We start from the raw sequence: 16,381 nt of genomic DNA, 5'->3' as shown, positions 1-16,381 counted from the left end.
TGCGCGGTTATGCGCAAATACCTGACAGGCTTGTGGGCGTGCATACGCGCAGGAGAAGATTTCGACACGGCCAAGCTTTTCAGCGAAAAACACCTGCTGAAAGCTTGACCGGTAACAGAGTATCTACGGGGGCGGGGTGGCGCTTGGGCCGGGTAGGAGCTGTCGAGTGCAACGAGGCTGCGATCTTCTACTGTTTAAAGGTCAGACCGCGACATGGTAGGGGTTGCGCGGATCGTGGTTCCAGTCCAGGAACAGCTTGCCACTGTCGATCGGCACCATCTCGATGCAGTCCTGCACCGGGCAGGTGATCTGGCACAAGTTGCAGCCCACACATTCATCGTCGATCACTTGATACTTGTGCGTGCCATCGGCCTGCTTGAGGCTGGCCACCGCCTGGTGCGAGGTGTCTTCGCAGGCGATGTGGCAGCGGCCGCAGCCGATGCAGGCCTCCTGGTCGATCTTGGCGATGACCTGGTAGTTGATGTCGAGGTACTTCCAGTCCGTTGTATTAGCCACCGCACGCCCGGAAAAGTCCGCGATGCTGGCGTAGCCCTGACTGTCCATCCAGCGTGACAGGCCGTCTTTCATCTCCTCGACGATCCTGAAACCATGCAGCATCGCTGCCGTGCACACCTGCACCGTGCCGCTGCCGAGCGCGATGAACTCCGCCGCATCGCGCCATGTGCCAATGCCGCCAATGCCGGAGATGGGTAGCCGCTGTGTCAGCGGGTCGCGGGCGATTTCGGCGACCATGTTCAGGGCGATGGGCTTGACTGCCGAACCGCAGTAACCACCGTGGGTACTCTGGCTACCGACCACCGGGTTGGCGACCATGCGTTCGAGGTTGACGCTGGTGATGGAGTTGATGGTATTGATCAGCGATACCGCATCGGCACCGCCGCGATGGGCGGCGCGGGCGGCGACGCGAATGTCGGTGATGTTGGGCGTGAGCTTGACGATCACCGGCAGCGAGCAGTAGGTCTTGCACCAGCGCGTGACCTGTTCGACGTACTCCGGCACCTGGCCGACCGCTGCGCCCATGCCGCGCTCGGGCATGCCATGGGGGCAGCCGAAGTTGAGTTCGATGCCGTCAGCACCGGTCGCTTCTACCAGCGGCAGAATGAATTTCCACGACTCTTCCACGCAAGGCACCATCAGCGAGACGATCAGCGCGCGGTCCGGCCAGTCCTTTTTGACCTGGGTGATTTCCCGCAGGTTGATTTCCAGGGAGCGGTCGGTAATCAGCTCGATGTTATTGAAACCCATGACTTCCCGGTTGGCGCCAAACAGCGCCGAGTAGCGTGATGACACGTTGACTGCTGCCGGGTCCTCGCCCAGGGTTTTCCAGACCACGCCACCCCAGCCAGCCTCGAAGGCGCGGACTACGTTATAAGCCTTGTCGGTGGGCGGTGCGGAAGCCAGCCAGAAGGGGTTGGGGGCTTTGATACCGGCGAAGTTGATCGAGAGATCGGCCATTTACGCAGCCTCCACATTGAGCATGAGTTGGGTGTGGATGGCCTCGGCGGCCAGTTTGCCGTGTTGCACCGCTTGCACGGTGAGGTCCTGATCGAGGCTGGTGCAATCGCCGCCCGCGTACACGCCAGGAATGCTGGTGCGCAGCTGTTCATCGACCTGGATGCGCTCGCCCTGGCGCTTCAACTCCCGGGCCAGTGGGTCTGCGAGTGCAGCGGTATCGAAGGCTTGGCCGATGGCTTTAAAAATCGCGTCGGCTGCCAGTTCGAAGGTTTCACCGGTGGTTTGCAGCCGATCTTCTACCAGCACGGTGCGGGCGAAGCGCATGCCACGCACGTTACCCAGGTCATCGAGCAACACTTGCTCCGGTTGGGCCCACGTCAGCAGGCGCACCTGATTGGCTTTGGCGATGTCCTGCTCGTGGCCCGTGGCGCCCATTTCCTCGACGCCCCGGCGGTACACCAGGTTGACGTCGCGGGCGCCGAGGCGGGCCATTTGCACGGCCATGTCGATGGCCGTGTTGCCGGCGCCGAGGACGATACAGCGATCAGCCAGGGGCAATTGGGTCAGGTCGTCGGCCTGGCGCAGTTCGCGGATGTAGTCGGTGGCGGCGAGCAGTCCCGGCGCATCTTCGTGGGCCAGGCCCAGCTGCTTGCTGGCGTTCAAGCCAATGCCGAGGAATACAGAGTCGAATTGCTGGTGCAGTTCACTGAGGGTCAGGTTTTCGCCGAGTTTTTGCCCGTGACGGATTTCGATGCCGCCGATTTGCAGGAGGAAATCCAGCTCTTTCTGGGCGTAGTCGTCCACCAGTTTGTACTTGGCGATGCCGTACTCGTTGAGGCCGCCGGCCTTTTCCCGTGCCTCGAAGATCACCACGTCGTGGCCGTGCATGGCACTGCGGTGGGCGCAGGACAGCCCGGCGGGACCGGCACCCACCACTGCGATGCGTTTGCCGGTAGCCGCCGCACGGGAGAATGGATGCGTGCTGAAGTGCGCGTTGTCGACTGCGTAGCGTTGCAGCAGGCCGATCAGTACCGGTGCGCACTCATGATCGTTGTTGCGCACGCAGGCCTGCTGGCAAAGAATTTCCGTGGGACAGACCCGCGCACAACTGCCGCCCAGTATGTTCGCGGAGAGGATTTTATGGGCGGCACCTTGTACGTTGTCCGCATGGATATTGCGGATGAACGAGGGGATATCGATTTCACTTGGGCAAGCATTCACACAGGGCGCGTCGTAGCAGTAGAGGCAGCGCGAAGCCTCCAAGTGCGCCTGCCGGTCGTTGAGTGGTGGCGCCAAGTCGGTAAAGTGACCGGCGAGGGCGACCGCACTTTCATGGGGATGCGGGAGGTGGTTCAAGCTCTTGATCACGGTGTTGGCCTCACGGTTATTGAGGTGCTGCCTCTGGTGGGCAGTGGGTTTTTGTTGCGTCTGGGCTGGCCTCATCGCGGGCAAGCCTCGCGCCCACAGGGATCTCGGTTGTTCATGACATCTGGGGTGGTCACAGCATCCTGTGGGAGCAAGGCTTGCCCGCGATGGCCGAAGGCCTGGATTTCAGCGCTTCACAGCAACTGGCTGATTCAAATCAGCCCGCTTGCTCAGCAGATCAAATACCGCCGGATATGCCGGCCGCTCGACATACCGCCCTGCACCGCGTTCGGCCCGCAGGTCACCATCGGCCCAGACCACCCGGCCCTGGCTGATCGTGTGGCTGGGCACACCGCGTACGGTCTTGCCTTCAAAGATATTGAAGTCGACCTGCTGGTGATGGGTGGCCGCGGAAATGGTCCGGGTACCTTGCGGATCCCACAGCACCAGGTCGGCATCGGCACCGACGCGAATGGCGCCTTTGCGCGGGTAGAGGTTGAAAATTTTCGCGGTGTTGGTCGAGGTCAGCGCCACGAACTGCTGCATCGAGAAACGCCCGGTGTTAACCCCCTCATCCCACAGCACGGCCATGCGGTCTTCGATACCGGCGGTGCCGTTGGGGATCTTGCTGAAGTCATCGCGCCCGGCCGCTTTCTGCTCGGCACAGAAGCAGCAATGGTCGGTGGCGGTGGTGTGCAGGTTGCCCGATTGCAGCCCGTGCCAGAGTGCCTCCTGATGCCCGCGCGGGCGGAAGGGCGGGCTCATGACGTAGCCGGCGGCAGTGTTCCAGTCCGGGTTCTGATAGACGCTGTCGTCCAGCAGCAAGTGCCCGGCGAGGACCTCGCCGTAGACCTGCTGGCCCTTGCTGCGGGCATAGGTGATTTCGTCGAGGGCTTCCTTGGTCGAGACATGCACCAGGTACAGCGGCGTGCCCAGGGTTTCGGCAATACGGATCGCCCGGCTGGCCGCTTCACCTTCCACCTGTGAAGGCCGCGACAGCGGGTGCGCTTCCGGCCCGGTGATGCCCTGTGCCATCAGCTTGCGTTGCAGGTGATACACCAGCTCGCCATTTTCCGCGTGTACGGTCGGCACGGCGCCCAGCTCCAGGCAGCGTTCGAAACTCGCCACCAGGGTATCGTCCGCCGCCATGATCGCGTTCTTGTAAGCCATGAAATGCTTGAAGCTATTGACCCCGTGCTGGCTGACCAACTCGGCCATTTCTTCGCGAACCTGCTCGCTCCACCAGGTGATGGCGACGTGGAAGCCATAGTCCGCTGCCGATTTTTCTGCCCAGCCGCGCCATTGATGAAAGGCTTCCATCAGCGATTGCTGCGGGTTGGGAATCACGAAGTCGATAATCGAGGTGGTGCCACCGGCAAGCCCTGCCGCCGTGCCGCTGAAAAAATCTTCGCTGGCCACCGTGCCCATGAAGGGCAGTTGCATGTGAGTGTGCGGATCGATACCACCGGGCATCAGGTACTGGCCGCTGCCGTCGAGCACTTCGGCACCCGCCGGAACATCCAGTTGATCGCCGATGGCTTTGATCACGCCGTCGGCGCAATAGACGTCGGCGCGATAACTTTCATCGTGAGTTACAACGGTGGCGCCACGGATCAACAGAGACATTCCGAGTTCCTCGCAGGCAATGACCGACTAGTGCCGGTTCTAAATGTTTTATATGAACCAGACCCAAACCGGTGTATTCCTGTCAGCGCTGTCAGGAATAGAAACTAGTCCGAGTTTGAGGAATGAGCAAGATTATTTTTTATAAGCTAATGCCATTAATAACCTATTGATAAATAACGATTAAATATTGAAATCACCAATTTGGTTCAAGCTTTCACCATTTTGACGCACTTGACAGGATGCCAAAATAGACGAGATTTCTTATGTGAAATCAGCTGCTTGAGAAGCGTCTATGGTTAACGCGCAAAGCGGGGAAAAAAGTTTGATGCACCAGTTTGAGTCCTGACGGTTCGGACAACTTTGCCTGGTCGTCGCCCTGAGCGCCGGGCAGTGTCCCGAGGACCGTTTGTTTATATGAATAAACATGATGAATTTCAGAGAGTTAACGCTTTTTAATGGATCTGCCCGATGCGCAAGCGGGGCAATCGGCATGTTTATTGATGTCGCCAGCCCCTGATGAGCAAGATAATCAAAAATAACAGTGGAGCGGCCATGCAACAGATCAGATCGCAAGTGACCGAGCGCAACGGCTTGTATGAGCTGGAAGCCGGCACCGACGTCCTCGACAGTCCCCGTTACAACCACGACATGGCACCGACCAAGGTGCGCGAACGAACCTGGAACAAGTGGCATATCACGGCATTGTGGGTCGGCATGTCGATCTGCGTGCCGACCTACACCCTCGGTGGCGTGCTCACTGCCTATTTCGGCCTGAGTGTCGGCGAGGCGCTGCTGGCGATTCTGTTTGCCAACATCATTGTGCTGATCCCGCTGACGTTGAACGCGTTTCCCGGCACCAAGTACGGCATCCCTTTTCCAGTGTTGCTGCGTTCCTCTTTTGGCATTCTCGGCTCCAACATTCCCTGCCTGATTCGGGCGCTGGTGGCCTGTGGCTGGTTCGGTATCCAGACCATGTTCGGCGGGTTGGCGATTCACCTGTTCCTCGGTTCGGTGTTCGAGGGCTGGAAGTCCCTGGGCGGCACCGGGGAGGTGATCGGTTTCATGGTGTTCTGGGCCCTGAACCTGTGGGTAGTGATCCGCGGTGCCGAGTCGATCAAGTGGCTGGAGACACTGTCTGCACCCTTGCTGGTGCTGGTGGGGGTGGGACTGCTGGTGTGGGCGATGCCCAACGTGTCGATGACCGAGCTGATGGCGATCCCGGCCAAGCGTCCGGAAGGGGCGAGCGTTGTCAGTTACTTCGCCGCCGGGCTCACCGCAATGGTCGGTTTCTGGGCGACCTTGTCCCTGAACATTCCGGATTTCAGCCGTTATGCCAAGAGCCAGAAGGACCAGATAGTCGGGCAGATTATCGGCCTGCCACTGACCATGTTCCTGTTTGCCGCCCTGGGTGTGGTGATGACCGCCGCCTCGGTCAAGCTGGTGGGGGTGACCGTGTCCGATCCGGTAACGTTGATTGGTCATATCCAGAGCCCGGTGTGGGTCGCCCTGGCCATGGCACTGATCATTATCGCGACGCTGTCGACCAACACTGCGGCGAATATCGTGTCGCCGACCAACGATTTCCAGAACATTGCGCCAAAGGTCATCAACCGCACCAAGGCGGTGTTGCTGACCGGGGTGGTCGGGCTGGTGCTGATGGCCCATGAATTGTTGAAGAAGCTTGGCTTGATCGTTTCCGACGTCAGCCTGGAGACGGTGTATTCCAACTGGTTGCTCGGTTATTCGAGTTTGCTGGGGCCGATTGCCGGGATCATGGTGGTGGATTATTTCCTGATCAGGAAACAGCAACTCGACCTCGCTGGGCTGTACCGCGATGACGTGTACCCGGCCTGGAACTGGTTCGGTTTTATCGCCTTCGGCGTGCCGGTGGCGCTGACCTTGCTGTCGTTGGGCAGCGATGCGTTCAGCTGGTTTTACAGTTATGGCTGGTTTACCGGTTCGGCCTTGGGCGGGTTGATTTATTACGGGTTGTGTTCACTGCGACCTGACCCGTCTGTTGCGAAATCTGCGGTGTAAGTGCCGGCCTCATCGCGGGCAGCCCGGCTCCCACAGGAGTGTTGTCAGACGCAACTAACGGGGACACCACAATCCTTTGGGAGCCGGGCTTGCCCGCGATGACGGCAGTGAGAGCACCGGAAAAAATCTGAATAATCCAATAACAAGTCGCCTGAGGAGATCAACATGAACGCTGCTGTAGACGTTCTGCAGTCCACCCATCAGCACATCAACCGCGATCGCCTGTGGCAGTCGCTCATGGAACTGGCCAAGCTTGGCGCCACGGTCAAAGGCGGTGTCTGTCGCCTGGCCCTGACCGACCTCGATCGTCATGCTCGGGATATCTTTGTCAGGTGGTGCGAAGAGGCGGGCTGCACCGTCAGCATCGACGCGGTCGGCAATATTTTCGCCCGCCGTCCCGGGCGCAATCCGGACCTGCCTCCCGTGATGACCGGCAGCCACATCGACACCCAGCCCACCGGTGGCAAGTTCGATGGCTGCTTTGGTGTGCTGGCCGGCGTTGAGGTGCTGCGCACGCTCAACGATCTGGGCGTGGAAACCGAGGCCCCGCTGGAGGTGGTGGTCTGGACCAACGAAGAGGGCTCGCGTTTTGCGCCGTGCATGATGGGCTCGGGGGTCTTCGCGGAAAAATTCACGCTGGAGGAAACCCTGGCCAAAGTCGATGCCGACGGCGTCACCGTGGGCGAGGCACTCAATGCCATCGGCTACGCCGGCACTCGCAAGGTCAGCGGCCATGCGGTCGGTGCCTATTTTGAAGCGCACATCGAGCAAGGCCCGATTCTTGAGGATGAGCGCAAGACTATCGGCGTGGTCATGGGGGCTCTCGGGCAGAAGTGGTTCGACCTGAAACTGCGCGGAGTCGAAGCCCATGCCGGCCCGACGCCAATGCACTTGCGCAAGGACGCCCTGGTCGGCGCCTCCATCATCGTGGGTGCGGTCAATCGTGCCGCCCTGGGTCATCAACCTCACGCCTGCGGCACGGTCGGGTGCCTGCAAGCCTATCCCGGCTCGCGCAATGTCATTCCCGGCGAAGTGCGCATGACCCTGGACTTCCGGCACCTGGAACCGGCTCGCCTGGATTCGATGATTGCCGAAGTTCGCCAGGTGATTGAAGCCACCTGCGAGCAACATGGCCTGAGCTACGAACTGACGCCCACGGCGGATTTCCCGCCGCTGTATTTCGAGCAAGGTTGTGTCGACGCGGTGCGCAATGCGGCGCAGGGGCTGGGTCTGTCGCACATGGACATCGTCAGTGGCGCGGGGCATGACGCGATCTTCCTCGCCGAACTGGGGCCGGCGGGGATGATCTTCGTGCCGTGCGAAGGCGGTATTAGCCACAACGAGATCGAAAATGCGGCGCCGGATGACCTGGCGGCGGGGTGTGCGGTGTTGTTGCGGGCAATGCTGGCGGCTTCGGCGGCGATTGCAGGGGGGCAACTGGCGGCTTGAATGATGAGGTCCCCGTAGGAGCTGCCGCAGGCTGCGATCTTTTGGCTGCGTCGAAAGCGGCGCGAGATCAAAAGATCGCAGCCTGCGGCAGCTCCTACCGGGGGCTAGTCGTCGACCTGCATCAGGTGCTGCACGCCTTCCCAGGCTTCGGCGCGCATGCGCTCCAGGTCGAGCCCCGGGATCACGCCGTCATCGACCACCACCCGGCCACCCACCAGGCTGTAGCGCACGGCGATCGGTTCGCCCGCGACCACCGGTGCTACCCCCAGGTCGTGGAAGCCGAAAAAGCGCGGGTGATCCAGGCCGTAGATCACCAGGTCCGCTGCCTGTCCGATCTCCAGTGTGCCCACCGCACCGAGGCCCAATACCTGAGCGCCGCCGGCCGTGCCCCAGTGAATCACGTCTTCGGCGGTGGTGGCGCCCGCGCCTTGTTCCGCCCGGTGAATCAGCCAGGCGGTATGCGCTTCACCGACCATGCTTCCGGACTCGTTCGACGCCACCCCATCCACGCCCAGTGATATCGGCACGCCGGCCTCGGCCATCTGTGGCACTGGCGCGATACCGCTACCCAGTCGGGCGTTGCTCACCGGGCAGTGGGAAACACCGGTGCCCGTCTGCGCGAGCATGCGGATTTCCCCTGGTTGCAGGTGCACCGCGTGGGCGAACCAGACATCCGGGCCGAGCCACTCGTGCTCAGCGACGAATTCGACCGGCAGGCAATTGTATTTCTCGCGGCAGAAATTGACGTAGTTCTGCGTCTCCGACAGGTGCGTGTGCAGGCGCAGGCCAAGGCCACGAGCCGTGTGAGCCAGCTCCCGCAGCAGGGTGGGCGGCAGCGAGAAAGTGGGCGTGGTCGGCGCCACCACGACCCGGCGCATGGCGTCCGGAATGTCCTGGTGATAGCGCGATTTCAAGCGCTCGATGTCGCCGACCATTTGCTCCAGCGACTCCGGCTGCAGCGCGGTTTTTGAAAAGCCGGGGTGTGCACTTGCCGACTCCAGGGCACCCCCTCGGCACAGCACGAAGCGCAAGCCGAATTCGTCCGCCGTGTCGAACAGCAGGTCACCGGTCTCGGTCGTGCCGTGGGCGTGGTACAGGTAGTGGTGGTCGGCGCAGGTCGTCACCCCCGACAGCAGCAACTCGGCCATACCCAGCCGCGCGGCAATGCGCGACAGTTTCGGGGTGAAGCGGTTGAGGCGCGGGTAGGGCACGCTGGCGAGCCAGCCTTGCAGGTCCTGGTTCAACCCTTCGGGCACGGCTTTGAGCAGGTTCTGGAACAGGTGATGGTGGGTGTTGATCCAGCCTGGATACACCAGGCAATGACGGGCGTCGATCACCCGCTCCCCGGGTTGCGCCTGCAGGCCGGCGGCCATTTCGGCGATGCGCCCGTTGACCACGCGGATGTCGACGCTGCCGGCCCGGGCGCGTTCGCCGCGCAGGCCGGTCATCACCTCCAGCGGGTTTTTGATCAGGATGTTTTGAAGTTGAGTCATGGGCTTCTCCGGTCAAAGGCTATGGGAGGCGGGTTTGCTGGCGGCGCTGTCTGGCGCGCTGACGCCATTGAGGGCGGCGTTAAGCAGCACTGACACCAGGCAGGCGATCACCACGCTGCTGTGCAGGAACGGCTGGCTCCACTCGGGCAATTGCTTGAACAGCGCCGGGGCCAGCACCGGCACCAGGGCGGCGGCGATGGTGAAACCGACGATCAGCACGTTGTAGCGATTACGCTCGTAGTCGACCTTGGCCAGGGTCTGGATGCCGGCGGCCGCGACCACGCCAAACATTGCGATCCCGGCACCGCCCAGGGCTGCGGTCGGCATTGAGGCGATGATTGCCCCGGCCTTGGGCACCAGGGCCACGGTGCACATGAGCAATCCGCTGATCGCCACTACCCAGCGACTGCGCACGCCCGTGAGGATCACCAGGCCGACGTTCTCCATGAAGGCAATGAACGGGAAGGCGGCGAACATGCCGGCAATGGTGCTCGCCAGGCCGTTGGCCCGCAGCCCGTTGATCACCTGTTTTTCTTCCACCGGCTTGTCGACGATGTCGCCAATCGCGACGAACAGCCCCATGGACTCGACCATCTGCACAATCATCACCACCACCATGGTCGCGATCGGGATCAGGCTGAAGGTCGGCAGGCCGAAGTAGAACGGATAGGGCACCGTGAGCCAGGGCGAATCGCCGACGCTGCTGAAGCTGCCCATACCCAGCCCGTACGCCAGCCCCGCGCCCACCAGCATGCCCACCAGCACCGCCATGTTGCGCAGCATCGGGCTGCCGTATCGGTTGACCAGCAGGATGGTCAACAGCACCACGGCCGCGACAGCCAGGTACGCCGGCGCGCCAAAATCGCTGGCGTGACGCCCGCCACCGACCCACTCGTAGGCAATCGGGAACAGCTGCAGGCCGATCACGGTGACGATGCAGCCGGTGACCACTGGCGGGAAATAGCGCCGCAGTCGGCCGACGAAGGGCGCGACCAGCATGGTAAAAATCCCTGCGCCGATCACCGCTCCGCAAACCCCGGCAAACCCCACCTCCGGGTTGCTGCCAATGGCGATCACCGGGCCGACGCTGCTGAAGGCCACGCCCTGCAGAATTGGCAGGCGTACGCCGAATTTCCAGAAGCCCACGGTTTGCAACAGCGTGGCGATGCCCGAGCAGAACAACGTGGTGCTGATCAACACCACGGTATCGGCCTGGGACATTTTCAAGGCGCTGGCGACAATCAACGGCACGGCGATGGCGCCGATGTACGAGACGGCCATGTGTTGCAGGCCGAGGGTGAGCATTTGGCGCACAGGTAGAACCTGGTCGACCGGGTGGATGGTTGAAGGGGGAGTGGCTGACGACATGGGAATCACCTCTTGCTGTTTTATGCTGTAGAGAGGGGTATTCGTGCTGATGCCTGATACCTGTGGGCTACCAGAGGTGTCAGGCATCTGTATGCCCGGAGCCGCCATCCACCGGCTCCGATGCCGCTGCTTCAGCCTGCCAGGCAGGCGGCAAAGCCCTGGTTCAGCGCCGCGCGGTCCAGGTCGCGGCCGATGAACACGATCTTGCTGGAGCGCGGTTCGGTGCCCCACAAGGTTGATGCGCGAAACTCCACCAGGCTGTGAACGCCTTGCAGTACATAGCGCTGGTCCTGGTCCTGCACCGCCAGTACGCCTTTCATGCGGTACAGGTTGTCGGCCTGAGCGGTGCGCAGTTCGCTGATCCAGCGGTGAAACGCGCCGAGGTTCACCGCGCCGTCCACGGCAATGCCTACCGACGAGACACTGGGGTCGTGGTCATGATCCGGCTCGTGATGATGTTCGTGGCCGTGATGGTCATGTTCGGCGCCGATTTCCATGAGTTTTTGCGTGGACTCGAAGGCGCCGATGCCGAGGATTTTTGTCAGGTCGATTTCGGCATAGCTGGAGGTCACCAGGTCCGCAGTCGCGTTCAAGCCACGAATTTTTTCGCTCAGGGCGTGCACCTCGGCGCTGCTCACCAAGTCGACTTTGTTGATCACGATCCGGTCGGCGCAGACGATCTGGTCCACCGCCTGGTTGTCGACGCCATCGAGTTGCAGGTCTTCCAGATGCTGGGCGATGTGCTTGGCGTCAACCATGGTCACGATCGCATCCAGTTCCACTTCATCGGCGATGGGATCGTTGATGAAAAAGCTCTGTGCCACCGGGTACGGGTCGGCCAGGCCACTGGTTTCGATCAGGATGTGGTCGAGGCGTACCGGGCGCGCCACCAGTTCGCGAACGATGCGCACCAGGTCCTCTCGGACTTCGGCGGTGCAGCACACGCACCCGTTGACCATCTCGTAGATTTCCTCGGTCTCGGAACTGAGGACCAGGTCGCCGTCGATCCCGACCTCACCGAATTCGTTCTCGATCACGGCAATTTTGCGCCCGTGGTTTTCCTTGAGGATGTAGTTCAGCAGGGTGGTTTTGCCGGCGCCGAGAAAGCCGGTGAGGATGGTCACCGGGATCTTGCGGTTCGGGGTCGGGGCGTTGAATGGGCTGTTCATGTGATGCTCCTTTGGAACCAATGGGTCGGGGGACTCGCACGGTGGGAGCGAGCCTGCTCGCGATGGCGCTGGATCAGCCGATACCGATGCTGGCTGTTGCGGCCTCATCGCGAGCAGGCTCGCTCCCACAGGTTTTGTTTTTCAATGAATGAAGGTCGGGTTCGCCCCAGCGCAACGCGGTGCCGGCGTCGAGGCCGAACAGGTCGAGGACCCGACCCAGGCTGTGATCGACCATTTGCGCAAGGCTTTGCGGGCGGGCGTAAAAGGCCGGCACGGGTGGGGCGATGATCCCGCCCATTTCGGTGACGGCGGTCATGTTGCGCAGGTGCGCCAGGGTCAAGGGCGTTTCCCGGGCCATCAGCACCAGGGTGCGGCGCTCCTTCAAGGTCACATCGGCCGCGCGGCCGATCAGGCCTGCGGAGGTGCCGGTGGCGATTTCCGCCAGGGTGCGCATGGAACAGGGCGCCACCACCATGCCCAGGCAACGAAACGAGCCACTGGCGATGCCCGCCGCGACGTCGTCTGCGCGGTGGTAGTGACTGGCCAGGGCGATCACGTCTGCCAGTTTGCAGTCGGTTTCATGGGCCATGGTCAGCAACGCGGCCCGGCTGATGACCAGGTGCGTTTCGATGTCGAGCCTGGCCAGCAACTCCAGGAGGCGCACGCCGTAGATAAACCCGGACGCGCCGCTGATACCGACCACCAGGCGCTGGCGATTCATGACCGATAACCCTGCAGCAAGCTGCGCGCGCGCTCCACGACGGCCTGGTCGAGTTGTGCCTTGATGCCGTCAAACCCTGCGCCGCGGGTGGCGTCCAGGCCCATGCGCGAGGTGGTGCCGTTGACCGAGGACGAGGGGTCCAGGGGGCTGCCGGGCAAGCCGTCGATGACGAAGATGTCCTGATGCGGCTGGAAGTGCGTGGCCAAGGCCCAGAGCACCTGGCTGTCGTCATTGATGTCGATGTCGCTGTCCACCGCGATCACCGATTTCAGGTAAGGGTCCCAGCCCAGCAGCGCCAGCATGATCTGCCGCGCTTCGCCGTCGCGGCTCTGGTCCAGGGCCACGTAGCAATGAAAATGCGTACCGGAGTTGGGGTAGTGCACGGCGGTGACGGCGGGAAAGCGCGCCTTGAGCTTTTCGCTCATTTCCGCTTCCCGGGGCAGCCGCGCCAGGGTCAGGTGTTCGGCATAACGCCCGCCGACCACGTCCACCAGCCAGGCATCCTTGCGGCGCATCAGGGTGTCGACGCGCAGCACGTTGTTGGTCGAACGGTCCGAGGAATAACCGCTGAACTCGCCAAACGGACCTTCTTCGGCATAGGCCGTCGGGTCGATCGCACCTTCGAGCACGAATTCGGCGAACGCCGGCACGCCGATGCCGTAGCGTGGGGTCTTGACCAGCTCCAGCGGGGCGCCGAACAGGCCGCCGGCGACTGCCCGCTCATCACTGCCGAAAGGTAACCGCGCGGCGGCGGCAAGCATGAACAGCGGATGGGCGCCGACGACCATGGCCACGCGCAATTCTTCCCCGCGTTCCCGGGCGGTTTGCAGCATGCGCCACAGGTGACCCCGTGAGTGCAGGCTGGTGGCGAGGGTCTGCCGGGCATGGCGCATGGAGCGGTGATAGCTCATGTTGGCGATGCCGGTCAGCGGATCCTCGGCAATGATGATCGCGTTGGTAATGTAGGGGCCGCGGTCGCTGTCGAAGTGCTTGAGCATCGGCAACAAGGCCAGGTCCACGGCCTCGCCTTCGAAAATTTCGTCCAGCACCGGGCCGGTTTCAACGTAGCGCGGTGCGATGGGCTGGTTGGCGCGCGCCTGGAACGTCTCGTGCAGTTGCGCCGCGGTGACGCCGAAGATCCTTGCGATCCGGCTGCGGGATGCGAACAGGTTGGTGGCTACGGGCACGCCGAGGTTGCCGACCTGTTCGCAGATCAACAGCGGATCGCGGCCCTGGCTGGCGAGGGCGTCGACCAGGGCGGTGACGTCCTGGTCGGCACTCAGGGGTTCGTGGATGGTCAGCACATCGTCCGGGTACAACCGGCGATAGGCGTCGATGAAAACGTGGAAATCCTGGGTATCGCCAAGCGTCGAAACGGTCATGGTTTCACCTCGTAAAAAAGCAGGCGCGCAGGGTTGAGGGCGACGTTCGATCGACAAGCCGTTGGCCCGCCGGTCGATCGAACGCCGGTTCATCTTCGCGCCTGTAAAGTCGCTGTACCGCAATGTTGTGGATTGGTGCAGAACCTGTGGGAGCTAGCCTGCTGGCGATACCGGTGGGCCAGTCGACATTGATTTTGACTGTGCTGCCGCCATCGCCAGCAGGCTGGCTCCCACAGGGTTCTGTGTGCTGCCGCCATCGCCAGCAGGCTGGCTCCCACAGGGTTCTGTGTGATGCCGATCTACAAATAAGTCGTGGTCAGGCGGATGTCCGCCTCGATCAGGTCCTTGGGTGGCGGCGTCGGTTCGATGCCGCACAGCCGGGCGATGTTGTTGCCCAGGTAGTCCTCCAGATGATCCTCATCGATGCCCAGGCCTTGCGGCGCAGGCGAGCACAACACTTCGAGTTCGCGTAGCCACATGCCCGGTTCGTTGGGTGGCGAGTCAGTGCCGAACACGATCTTGTTGCGCGGCAGGTCCTTGGCGAACTCGACGATCCGCGACTGGAAGCACCAGCCGGATTCGCAGTACACGTTCGGTGTGTCCATCGCCATCCAGAACGCTTCGAACGAATAGTTGCCGCCGGTCTGGATGCCGAAGTGACCGATGATGAAGTTGACCATCGGGAACTCGCGGATGATCGGGTAGAACATCGTCGGGATGGTGTACGGGCCGTCGCCGGTGTGGATCAGCACCACGATGTTGTACTTGGCGCAGACCTTCATCGCCGGGCGCAGCCAGTCCAGTGCGCGATCGGGGCGATAGCCGTGCATGTTGGCGTGCAATTTCAGCATCTTGAAGCCGTATTCCTTGATGTGGAATTCCAGCTCCGCGGCGCCGTTTTCCGGTCCCCAGCGCGGGTTGAAGTTGAAGTTGCCGATGAAGCGGTCCGGGTACTTCACACAGAGTTCGGCAATGTACGACATGTAGTCGCGCACGCCTTCGCGGCCCCGGCGGTTACCGTCGCGATAGCCGGTGTTGCCCGGTGGCGGCTGGATGAAACCCATGTCGATGCGGCGAGGTTTGCCGTTGATCATGTAGGGGCCGTCCATCAGCTTGAGCATGCGCTCGCCGGTGAAGGGTTCGCCCGTGTGGCGCCAGGCCTCGTCGACCAGGTTGGTGGGGTGCAGATGGGTGTCGATGATCATCGATTCAGCTCCTGGCCAGTTGGGTGGTGACGGGGCGCTTGAGTTGCGCCTCGGCTTCGGACACGGAACGCGGCGGGGCAGTCGGCTCGAGGCCGATCATCCGTGCGGTGTTGTTGCCCAGGTAGTCTTCGAGGGTGTCCTCGTCGAGGTTCAGGCCCTGCGGCGGCTCGTGGCACAGCACTTCCAGCAGGCGCAGCCACATGCCCGGCTCGTTGGGGGGTGTGTCGGTGCCGAAGAGGATTTTGTGGGTGGGCAGCACCTTGGCGAATTCGACGATCCGCGATTGCAGGCACCAGCCTGATTCGCAGTAGACGTTGGGCAGTTCCATGGCCCATTGCATGGGTTCGAACACGTAGACGCCACCGGTCTGCACGCCGAAGTGCGCCATGATGAAATCGACGTTGGGAAACTCCTTGATCATCGGCACCCATTCCGACGGGATACTGTAGGGGCCATCACCGGTGTGCAGCTTGACCGGGATGCCGAGCTCGGCGCATTTCTCGAAGGCCGGACGCACCCAGTCCAAGGCGCGGTCCGGGCGATAGGCATGCATGTTGGCCTGCATTTGCACCATCTTGAAACCGTGTTCCTTGACGTAGCGTTCGATTGCTTCGACGCCGTTCTGCACTCCGCAACGCGGATTGTAAACAAAGCAGCCAATGAAACGATCAGGGTAGGTCTGGACCATCTTCAGGGTGTAGGCCATGTAAGCGTCGATGGACTCGCGACCCGTCAGGTCGCCGTCGGTCCAGGTGTAGATGGTGTTGCCCTGGGGGGGCTGGATGAAGGCTTTGTCGATGCGGCGAGGTTTGCCGTTGACCATGTACGGGCCATCCATCATCTCCAGCAGACGCTCGCCGGTGAACGGGTCACCGTCATGCCTCCAGGCGAGGTCCACCAGGTCGGTGGGATAGCAGCTGATATCGATGATCATTGAAGTCGATCTCCTGATAGCGGAAAGGGAACCTTGCGGTTCGCTAGCAGCCACGTCCGGGCAATCGGCCATTTCTATGCGCAGCAGGCTGCGCATTCCCTCGCCTGGTCGCATCCGGCTCGGGACGCTGGCTGCTTGGGGAGGAGTATTGGAAGG

The 16,381-nt window shown here is 62.0% G+C and carries 12 protein-coding genes and 1 pseudogene; 3 read left to right on the top strand and 10 right to left on the bottom strand.

Features of this window, described 5'->3' with window-relative positions:
* A pseudogene (locus tag UB23_RS30805) lies at window positions 1-108 on the top strand (IS110 family transposase); the annotation flags it as partial.
* Window positions 109-201: 93 nt separating this feature from the next.
* Here UB23_RS30805 and preA read toward each other — a convergent pair.
* The 3 genes from preA to hydA all read right to left on the bottom strand — a co-directional run bounded on the left by preA (window position 202) and on the right by hydA (window position 4,467).
* Window positions 202-1,476 (bottom strand): NAD-dependent dihydropyrimidine dehydrogenase subunit PreA, encoded by a 1,275-nt coding sequence (preA, locus tag UB23_RS17320; protein ID WP_045060525.1) that lies wholly within the window; start codon window positions 1,474-1,476, stop codon window positions 202-204.
* Complete coding sequence (locus tag UB23_RS17315; RefSeq protein ID WP_045060527.1) at window positions 1,477-2,844, bottom strand: NAD(P)-dependent oxidoreductase; 1,368 nt, start codon at window positions 2,842-2,844, stop codon at window positions 1,477-1,479.
* A gap of 183 nt (window positions 2,845-3,027) precedes the next feature.
* Window positions 3,028-4,467 (bottom strand): dihydropyrimidinase, encoded by a 1,440-nt coding sequence (gene hydA, locus UB23_RS17310; protein WP_045060524.1) that lies wholly within the window; start codon window positions 4,465-4,467, stop codon window positions 3,028-3,030.
* 552 nt (window positions 4,468-5,019) lie between these two features.
* Here hydA and UB23_RS17305 point away from each other — a divergent pair.
* Window positions 5,020-6,504: an NCS1 family nucleobase:cation symporter-1 gene (locus tag UB23_RS17305; RefSeq protein ID WP_045060523.1), complete on the top strand. Its 1,485-nt coding sequence runs from the start codon at window positions 5,020-5,022 to the stop codon at window positions 6,502-6,504.
* 165 nt (window positions 6,505-6,669) lie between these two features.
* On the top strand, window positions 6,670-7,953 hold the full coding sequence (locus UB23_RS17300; protein WP_045060522.1) for a Zn-dependent hydrolase: 1,284 nt from the start codon (window positions 6,670-6,672) through the stop codon (window positions 7,951-7,953).
* 104 nt (window positions 7,954-8,057) lie between these two features.
* On the opposite strand, the gene UB23_RS17295 is transcribed toward UB23_RS17300, so the two are convergent.
* The 7 genes from UB23_RS17295 to UB23_RS17265 all read right to left on the bottom strand — a co-directional run bounded on the left by UB23_RS17295 (window position 8,058) and on the right by UB23_RS17265 (window position 16,225).
* A complete protein-coding gene (locus UB23_RS17295; RefSeq protein ID WP_045060521.1) occupies window positions 8,058-9,446 on the bottom strand; it encodes an amidohydrolase family protein in 1,389 nt (462 codons plus the stop codon).
* A gap of 12 nt (window positions 9,447-9,458) precedes the next feature.
* A complete protein-coding gene (locus UB23_RS17290) occupies window positions 9,459-10,814 on the bottom strand; it encodes a nucleobase:cation symporter-2 family protein (protein ID WP_045060520.1) in 1,356 nt (451 codons plus the stop codon).
* A 131-nt stretch (window positions 10,815-10,945) separates the two neighbouring features.
* Window positions 10,946-11,983, bottom strand: a complete 1,038-nt coding sequence (locus UB23_RS17285; protein ID WP_045060519.1) for a CobW family GTP-binding protein — start codon at window positions 11,981-11,983, stop codon at window positions 10,946-10,948.
* Window positions 11,984-12,056: 73 nt separating this feature from the next.
* Window positions 12,057-12,704: a UbiX family flavin prenyltransferase gene (locus tag UB23_RS17280; protein WP_045060518.1), complete on the bottom strand. Its 648-nt coding sequence runs from the start codon at window positions 12,702-12,704 to the stop codon at window positions 12,057-12,059.
* The gene (locus UB23_RS17275; protein WP_045060526.1) at window positions 12,701-14,086 is read right to left on the bottom strand and encodes a UbiD family decarboxylase; all 1,386 of its coding nucleotides are present in this window, start codon (window positions 14,084-14,086) and stop codon (window positions 12,701-12,703) included. The genes UB23_RS17280 and UB23_RS17275 overlap by 4 nt, the downstream gene beginning before the upstream one ends.
* Before the next feature lie 299 nt (window positions 14,087-14,385).
* The gene (locus UB23_RS17270) at window positions 14,386-15,291 is read right to left on the bottom strand and encodes an amidohydrolase family protein (RefSeq protein WP_045060517.1); all 906 of its coding nucleotides are present in this window, start codon (window positions 15,289-15,291) and stop codon (window positions 14,386-14,388) included.
* 4 nt (window positions 15,292-15,295) lie between these two features.
* Complete coding sequence (locus tag UB23_RS17265; protein ID WP_045060516.1) at window positions 15,296-16,225, bottom strand: amidohydrolase family protein; 930 nt, start codon at window positions 16,223-16,225, stop codon at window positions 15,296-15,298.
* Window positions 16,226-16,381 lie beyond the last annotated feature (156 nt).

Origin of the sequence: Pseudomonas sp. ES3-33 (assembly GCF_000952175.1) — a bacterium.
GTDB classification, from domain to species: domain Bacteria; phylum Pseudomonadota; class Gammaproteobacteria; order Pseudomonadales; family Pseudomonadaceae; genus Aquipseudomonas; species Aquipseudomonas gregormendelii.
Note: the sequence above shows the minus strand (reverse complement) of the source record. Positions and strands in the feature narration are given on the sequence as shown.

Coding starts and splice junctions, on each gene's coding strand:
- preA (WP_045060525.1), bottom strand. CDS start 1,476: ATGGCCGATCTCTCGATCAACTTCGCCGGTATCAAAGCCCCCAACCCC.
- hydA (WP_045060524.1), bottom strand. CDS start 4,467: ATGTCTCTGTTGATCCGTGGCGCCACCGTTGTAACTCACGATGAAAGT.
- UB23_RS17305 (WP_045060523.1), top strand. CDS start 5,020: ATGCAACAGATCAGATCGCAAGTGACCGAGCGCAACGGCTTGTATGAG.
- UB23_RS17300 (WP_045060522.1), top strand. CDS start 6,670: ATGAACGCTGCTGTAGACGTTCTGCAGTCCACCCATCAGCACATCAAC.
- UB23_RS17295 (WP_045060521.1), bottom strand. CDS start 9,446: ATGACTCAACTTCAAAACATCCTGATCAAAAACCCGCTGGAGGTGATG.
- UB23_RS17290 (WP_045060520.1), bottom strand. CDS start 10,814: ATGTCGTCAGCCACTCCCCCTTCAACCATCCACCCGGTCGACCAGGTT.
- UB23_RS17285 (WP_045060519.1), bottom strand. CDS start 11,983: ATGAACAGCCCATTCAACGCCCCGACCCCGAACCGCAAGATCCCGGTG.
- UB23_RS17280 (WP_045060518.1), bottom strand. CDS start 12,704: ATGAATCGCCAGCGCCTGGTGGTCGGTATCAGCGGCGCGTCCGGGTTT.
- UB23_RS17275 (WP_045060526.1), bottom strand. CDS start 14,086: ATGACCGTTTCGACGCTTGGCGATACCCAGGATTTCCACGTTTTCATC.
- UB23_RS17270 (WP_045060517.1), bottom strand. CDS start 15,291: ATGATCATCGACACCCATCTGCACCCCACCAACCTGGTCGACGAGGCC.
- UB23_RS17265 (WP_045060516.1), bottom strand. CDS start 16,225: ATGATCATCGATATCAGCTGCTATCCCACCGACCTGGTGGACCTCGCC.